Here is a 6,631-nt window from a genome sequence, read left to right on the forward strand (position 1 = left end):
CTCTCCGGCAAGCGTCAAGCCACCGAGAATTGCGGACGCACGCTCGTATCCTTGCGCGGCAGGCCGAGCATCATGCGTGCCTCGGCCGGGGACGCGACGTCGTAATCCATCTCTCTCAGCAGACGTACGGTTCGCTCGACGAGCGCAACGTTGGTTGTCAGTTCGCCCTGTCTGTAATACAGATTATCTTCCAGCCCGACCCGAATAATCGCTCCGCCGAGAAGCAGCGCATTGATCCCGGCAGGTAGTTGAGCGGGACCGATACCGCTCACGCAGAACATGCTGTCCTTTGGCAGGAGATCGACCATCGACTGCAGCACGCGCGGCGTATACGGCATCGCATTCTGGAAGCCGCGATGGGCATTGAGCACCATATTGACGATATACGGCGGCTCGTCGAACCCCTGTTCGATCAAGCTGGCGACGTCCTGCAGAATGTGCGCCGGATTGAACACCTCCCATTCCGGCTTGATCCCGCGCTGCTTCATTCCTTCGGCCAGTTCGCGGCAACGCGACGGCGGCGTATTCAGCAGGACTTCGGTGCCGTTGAATGTCGCGTTCATCGTGCATGCGTCGAGCGTGCACATCTCCGCGCCCGCATCCATCCCCTTCAGACGCTCGGTCCAGACGGTATCGAGCAACCCGTCCTCGAATGGCTTCACCATGTCGCCATGGATGCCGCCCCCCGTCGAATTGTTGATGACGATGTCGCATTTTCCGCGGATGCGCGTATTGATGTCGCGATAGATCTCCGTGTTACAGGTCGCGAGATCGTTCGGCAGGCGGGCATGGATCGCCGCTACGCTCGCGCCCGCGTTATAGCAGTCATAGACGTCCCGCGCGATCTCTTCTGGTTGGGTCGGCAGATTCGGATTCTGCGACTTGTACGCCATTCCGCCCGTCGGCGCGACGAGCACGATTACTTTCCTGTTTGCCATCTCAGTTTCCTCTCGACTTCGTTTGAAATTTCGACCTTCACACGACCACTGAAACACGACGATCCTCATCGAGGATCGCGCGCCGCTTCTGCGGGTTGCAGATATCCGGACAGTCGCTCGCGCAATGACGATGGGAGCGGCACGGGGCGATGCGTATCGAGCGACATCAAAACAACGGTCTGCTGCATCGTCAATCGCGTTTCCGCGATACCTTCCCGATTCACTCCTTGCACGTCCATCACGAGGTCGATCGAGCTGTTGCCCAGCCGGCCAACCGCGAGCGAGAACGTGACTCTGTCGCCCAGACGACTCGGCGCGAAGAACTCGCACTCGAGTCGAACGACGGGAATGCCCAGACGCTGCTGCCCGATGAATTGCCCATATGGCAACTCGAGCCCTTCATCGAACCAACTTTCGATGAAGGCGTGCAGCATCACCAGATACTGCGGATAGAAAACGATGCCGGCCGGATCGCAATGGTGGAAGCGGATGACTCGTTCGCGCCGAAACGCCATGTTGCAATGCATATTCGAAACGGTTCCTTGCTTATTGAACATCGCTTGCGACGCCTCGTTTGATCGTACAAAGCGCAATGCCGGCGCCGACGACGAGAATCGCGCCCATCACCTGCAGCCCTCCCGAGAGACTGCCGGTGACGCCGCGAGTCACGCCAATCAGCGTCGGGCTGAAAAAGCCGCCGAGAATGCCTATGCTGCTGACGATCGCGATACCGGCAGCGGCACTGCGCGCCTGAAAAACGGCCGATGGCACCGCCCAGAACACCACGCCGGCTCCCATCAGGAAGAAGTTCGTCACGCTCAGCAGCGTCAGCGACAAGAAGAGCGACTTGTTCACGAACGTGGTCGCACTCAATGCACCGGCCGCAATCAGCAGTGACAGCACGATGTATACGCGCCTCTCCTGTCGGCCGTCCGAACGCGCCGCGACGAACCACGTGCCCACCGCGCCCGCGGCATAGGGCAGAAGCGAATACCAGCCAATCTCCGCGGGATTCGTCACGCCGAGCCCCTTGAGCATCGCCGGCAGCCAGAATGTGAACGCGTATGAACCGCTGGTAATTGCGAAATAGACAAGTCCGAGCGAATACACTTGCGATTCGGAGAGTGCATCGCGAATGGCCGACCAACCATCGTGCATGCCAGCCCTCCTGGGCGGCAATGCCGTGGCGACGATGCGCTTCTCGCCGTCGGTCAGCCAGTTCGCATGTTCCGGTTTGTCACATAGATACAGGTAGCAAAGCAGACCGACAATTGCCGTCGGCAATCCTTCGAGCAGGAAGCACCATTGCCAGCCAGCGAGACCGCCGAGACCATTCATGCCGCTAATGATCATTCCCGACAACGGACCGCCCACTACGCCCGCGACCGGCAATGCAAAGAGGAATGCACTGGTCGCGCGACCGCGCCATTCAGGCGTAAACCAGTAACTGAGGTAAAGAATGACGCCTGGGAAAAAGCCCGCCTCGAATGCACCAAGCAGAAAACGCATCACATAGAACTGGAGCGGTGTCCGCACGAACATCGTGGCGGCGGACGTCAGCCCCCAAAGCAGCATGATGCGCAGGAACGTCTTGCGCGCGCCGAGTCGCTCGAACAGCATGTTGCTCGGCACTTCGCACATCAGATAGCTGACAAAGAAAATGCCGGCGCCAAGGCCGTAGACTGAATCGGAAAAGCCCAATGCATCCTTCATCTGCAGTTGCGCGTAACCGATATTGATGCGGTCCAGAAACGCGCATAGGTAGCCGATGAAGACCAACGGCATCAGTCGCCACATGATCTTCCGGAATATCCGGTTGACGCCGTCGGCCTGAAACGCTGCCGACGTAGCAATGGTTGATTGCATCTTGTCTCCTCTCCAGGCCTCATCGCGTACTCGCGGCCAATACGTTTGAATGTTCGGAAGTCTCGCCGACCCTGCCGTGGTCGTTTGGTTATCGGCTGGCTCAGTGTATGAATGCCGCAGCCGTGCCACAATTGGCGAGTGACGCAAAATTCCGCCAGGCGGAAAAAATATGCGCGCGATCCCGCCAACTCGTCGTTTTGCTCAAGCGCCCGCGCAAGCGAGCAGACGGCGCCCCGTATCGGGCAACACACATGACAAAGAGACTGAAGGCTAAGAGCGCGGTGGAGCCAGATCAGGGGGCCACTCACGGCGCCCTTGCGCCCACGCCGGGCGATCTCGTGCGCAGCACGGAACGCGTCGCGCAGATTCTCGGCGCGGTGGCGATCGGTCAGGATCAGGGGCGGCGTTTGAGCGAAATCGCGGAGGAGCTCGCGCTTCCACCTGCCACGGTGCATCGGTTGCTTGTGACGCTCGTTGCACAAGGACTCGTGGAGCAACCGCCGGGCGAACGCCGCTACTACATCGGCCAGGAAGTGTTCCTGCTCGCGCTTTCGCGCCGCAATCGCTTTCCGATCAGGACGATCGCGGCGCCCCATCTGGACGCGCTGCGCACCCGCTTCGGCGAAACGGTATTTCTGACTGCACGCAATGCGCTCGACTCGATCTGCATCGATCGGCGTACCGGCGAAAACCTGTCAAAGATACTTTACGTTGACATCGGGAACCGGCGTCCACTCGGGGTCAGTGTTGGCGGCATACCGCTGATGCAAACAATGGCACGCGTCGAGGTCGACGCGCTGCTGATACGCAATGCCAAGCGCTTCGCAGCATTCGGCACCACGACGACAGAAATTCGCGCGCGCGTCACACACTGCCGGCGACACGGCTTCGGGTGCATGGACGTGAATCTTCAAAATACGCACTATCGCGGCATCAGCGTTCCGATCGTGACCGACGCTCAGGAAACGATCGGCGCGATCGGACTCGGTGCAATCGCGCCCCGAATGACCGATGGCAACATCAAGCGATATGTACGATCGATGCAAGAACATGCGTGGCAGATCGCGCAGAACGTTCAGGCTCAGTCATGATGCGGATGTCATCCACATGCGGGCGACAAGCAGGCACACGCTCGTCAATCACGGAATCGTTATGGCCGTAATCTCGCGCGACGTACCATTGCGTCGACCGGATCGACAGGCGTGCATGCGCCCCCTTCCGCATGCCCGGGACTGCGGAGTTTCGTGCGAAATGAAGCGTCGGGATGAGGCTGCAGCGTCGGAATCCGTCAGGCGCCGTACACGGCGCGGCGCGCGGAAACGCTTCCGCTATACAGCTACAATCAGCCGCCGGACTTGAGGTGCAGTCACAGTTGCTTCTGGAGCCGCGCGATCTCCGCGGAACGCGGCATGGCGAGCGCCATCTTGTTCAGCGCAGCGCCCGGCAGATACACGTCCGGATTCTCGGCAATGGCCGGCTTCACGAATTGGCGTGCGGTCAAGGTCGGCATCCCGGCATCGTTGCACCGGAAATTCGAAAGCGTGCGCCTCCTCGTCTATCGCGAGATGCCTGGACATTCAGTCGAGCCCGCCATGCACGGCCTCTCCTTCGAACAGCGTGAGATCGACGTCAACGTCGGCAAGACAATGCGGTTGCCGGGCACGTACGTCGTGCGACAGAATCGCCAGATTTGCCGGACGGCCGACGGCGATTTCTCCCTGTCGATCGTCGAAACGCAGACTGAACGCCGAGTGATGGGTATAGGCCTGCATCATCACTTCGAGATTCACCCGTTGCTCGGGTAGAAACACCGGCGCATCCGGCTTGCCCGCGGATGCACGCCGAACCGCATGTTCGATTGCGACCATCGGGTTCTGAGTCGACACCGGCCAGTCCGAACCGCCGGAAAGCATCGCCCCCGTATTCGCGAGATCGCCAAACGCATATTGCCGGGACAGGCGTTCGTCGCCGATCCGGTGGCGATATAACGCCTGCATCTCGGGCGAAAAGTCGGCCCAGACAGCCTGAATCGACGCGATGGCGCCCAGCTGGGCAAAGCGCGGAACGTCGGCCGCATCGATCATCTGCACGTGCGCCAACTGCGGACGGCGATCGCTTTTGGGACGTTCCCGCTTCAATGCATCGAGGACATCGAGCGTCATGCGTACCGCGCGATCGCCGATGGTATGAAAGTGAAGATCGAAGCCTCGTGCGTCGGCGCTGAACACGGCATCTCGCAAGTGGCGCGGATCCCAATGCGCATCGCCCCGATGGGCAACATCGGCATATTCCTGCAGCAGTGCAGCAGTGTGACTTTCGATCACGCCGTCGATGAAGAACTTTGCGGTATGGGTCTTCAAACGGCCGCCGTCATGCGCGTCGCGCCATTCGCAGAGCTTGTCGATCTGCGGCTTCAGCGCCGTATTCGGCGAAACCAGCAAACCAAGGCTCACGTTCGCCTTCAAGTTGCCGGCATCGCGTGCGCGGGCGTACGTCTCCACAAGCCGTTGCCCTGCCATCGCGTCGAACCAGCCGGTGATGCCGAATCGATGGGCCTGCTGCTGGGCACTTTGAAGAGCGCGCGCCGACTCCTCCGCACTCATTTGAGGCAGGTGACGAAACAGCGAGTAAAGCGCCGCTTCATGTACGACGCCGGTGGGCTCGCCATCCCCGTCTCGTTCATAAACGCCGCCCTCCGGGTCCGGCGTATTGGCGTCAATGCCAAGAAGGCTCAAAGCCGAACTATTCAGGCAGCCCGAATGCACGTCGTGCCCGATCAGCAGCAGCGGACGATTCGAAACCCACTCATCCAACGTGTCGCGACGCAACCTCGCGCCGAGCACGTCGAGCGTTACGTTGCCGGCCATCACCCAGCTCCGATCCGGATGATCGTGCGCACAGCGCCGGACTCCCTCGGCGATCGCTTCCAAAGACTGCGCTCGCGTCAGATCGGCATCGCAGATGAGCTGAAAACCTTCGACCGGATGCGCATGCGAGTCGGTAAACGATGGGACGATCATGCGCCCGGCGAGGTCGATTGTCTCGGTATCGCAAAACGACGTCGGGCAATCGACATGGGCTCCCACCCACACGACTCGACCATCCCGAATCGCCATCGCGTCGGCATAGCGAGGGGTCGCGCCCCCCGTATAAACGACGCCATTGCGGAACAGGCAGTTCGCGTATCGCCCGATACCACTCACTTGTCTCGTCTCTAGATTCATCGAAGAAGCCTCTATCTCCGTGGTTCACGTCCATAGCGAACTCTAACGGCGGGGGCGTACCGTGTCTGTCATGCAAATGAGGACAGCTGCGGCTGCAGATGACAGCTTTTCCGGAGATTTCCGCGTAGGCAAGAGATATTTTTCGTGCTCGCTGTAATCTGAACCCGATAAGAAAGCGAGACACGTTGTGAATACAGGCGATCCTTCTCCCCGACCTTCAGTTGGCTTCCCGGCTGACCTCCCATTGATTTCAATGCTTTTTACCGGGTAGCGCTGACTTGGCGCGACAAGGGCTTTTGGTCCACCCCTAAAATAATATCCAGGAAAATAAAATGCTTTCTGTCTGGGTGTTTTTCATAGTCCATCGCGTAGTCGCAAGACCGCAAACCCGTCGGTTTGCTATAGGGCATCGACAATCCGAACGGTTCTGGTCGGCTCCGGTGCCCTAATGCTTTGCATCGTAAGCAGTGGGGTAGCTTCCGTGCGTCACCTGCCACGCATCGAGCGCTGACGAGTAATCGCCTAAGGAAGGTCTGCATAACCGCGTAACTCTCGACGAGGCATCAATTCAGCGACCGATGCCCCTGCCCATCACGCCATACA

General features: G+C 59.7%; 6 protein-coding genes. 1 reads left to right on the forward strand and 5 read right to left on the reverse strand.

What is annotated here, in order from left to right:
• Positions 1 to 14 precede the first annotated feature (14 nt).
• From DIE06_RS34720 to DIE06_RS34730, 3 genes are all read right to left on the reverse strand, one after another.
• Positions 15 to 938, reverse strand: a complete 924-nt coding sequence (locus DIE06_RS34720) for a 3-keto-5-aminohexanoate cleavage protein (protein WP_124665284.1) — start codon at positions 936 to 938, stop codon at positions 15 to 17.
• 65 nt (positions 939 to 1,003) lie between these two features.
• On the reverse strand, positions 1,004 to 1,495 hold the full coding sequence (locus tag DIE06_RS34725) for a thioesterase family protein (protein WP_260433870.1): 492 nt from the start codon (positions 1,493 to 1,495) through the stop codon (positions 1,004 to 1,006).
• Positions 1,485 to 2,804, reverse strand: coding sequence for an MFS transporter (locus tag DIE06_RS34730; RefSeq protein ID WP_124665277.1), 1,320 nt, complete (start codon positions 2,802 to 2,804; stop codon positions 1,485 to 1,487). Before DIE06_RS34730 ends, DIE06_RS34725 begins: the two co-directional genes overlap by 11 nt.
• Positions 2,805 to 2,911: 107 nt before the next feature.
• On the opposite strand from DIE06_RS34730, the gene DIE06_RS34735 reads away from it, so the two are divergent.
• Positions 2,912 to 3,895 carry an IclR family transcriptional regulator gene (locus DIE06_RS34735; protein WP_124665278.1) on the forward strand — a complete coding sequence of 328 codons (984 nt, stop codon included), beginning with the start codon at positions 2,912 to 2,914 and terminating at the stop codon, positions 3,893 to 3,895.
• A 275-nt stretch (positions 3,896 to 4,170) separates the two neighbouring features.
• On the opposite strand, the gene DIE06_RS39290 is transcribed toward DIE06_RS34735, so the two are convergent.
• Together DIE06_RS39290 and DIE06_RS34740 are read right to left on the reverse strand one after the other, a co-directional pair.
• Positions 4,171 to 4,305 carry a hypothetical protein gene (locus DIE06_RS39290; RefSeq protein WP_260433871.1) on the reverse strand — a complete coding sequence of 45 codons (135 nt, stop codon included), beginning with the start codon at positions 4,303 to 4,305 and terminating at the stop codon, positions 4,171 to 4,173.
• Positions 4,306 to 4,381: 76 nt separating this feature from the next.
• A complete protein-coding gene (locus DIE06_RS34740) occupies positions 4,382 to 6,028 on the reverse strand; it encodes an amidohydrolase (RefSeq protein ID WP_124665279.1) in 1,647 nt (548 codons plus the stop codon).
• Positions 6,029 to 6,631: the final 603 nt, after the last annotated feature.

It is taken from the genome of Burkholderia sp. Bp8998 (genome assembly GCF_003854235.1).
Classification (GTDB): Bacteria; Pseudomonadota; Gammaproteobacteria; order Burkholderiales; family Burkholderiaceae; genus Burkholderia.

What these genes read in the sequence shown, in the direction of transcription:
- DIE06_RS34735 (WP_124665278.1), top strand. Translation starts at nt 2,912, where the DNA reads ATGAATGCCGCAGCCGTGCCACAATTGGCGAGTGACGCAAAATTCCGC.
- DIE06_RS34725 (WP_260433870.1), bottom strand. Translation starts at nt 1,495, where the DNA reads ATGTTCAATAAGCAAGGAACCGTTTCGAATATGCATTGCAACATGGCG.
- DIE06_RS34720 (WP_124665284.1), bottom strand. Translation starts at nt 938, where the DNA reads ATGGCAAACAGGAAAGTAATCGTGCTCGTCGCGCCGACGGGCGGAATG.
- DIE06_RS34730 (WP_124665277.1), bottom strand. Translation starts at nt 2,804, where the DNA reads ATGCAATCAACCATTGCTACGTCGGCAGCGTTTCAGGCCGACGGCGTC.
- DIE06_RS34740 (WP_124665279.1), bottom strand. Translation starts at nt 6,028, where the DNA reads ATGAATCTAGAGACGAGACAAGTGAGTGGTATCGGGCGATACGCGAAC.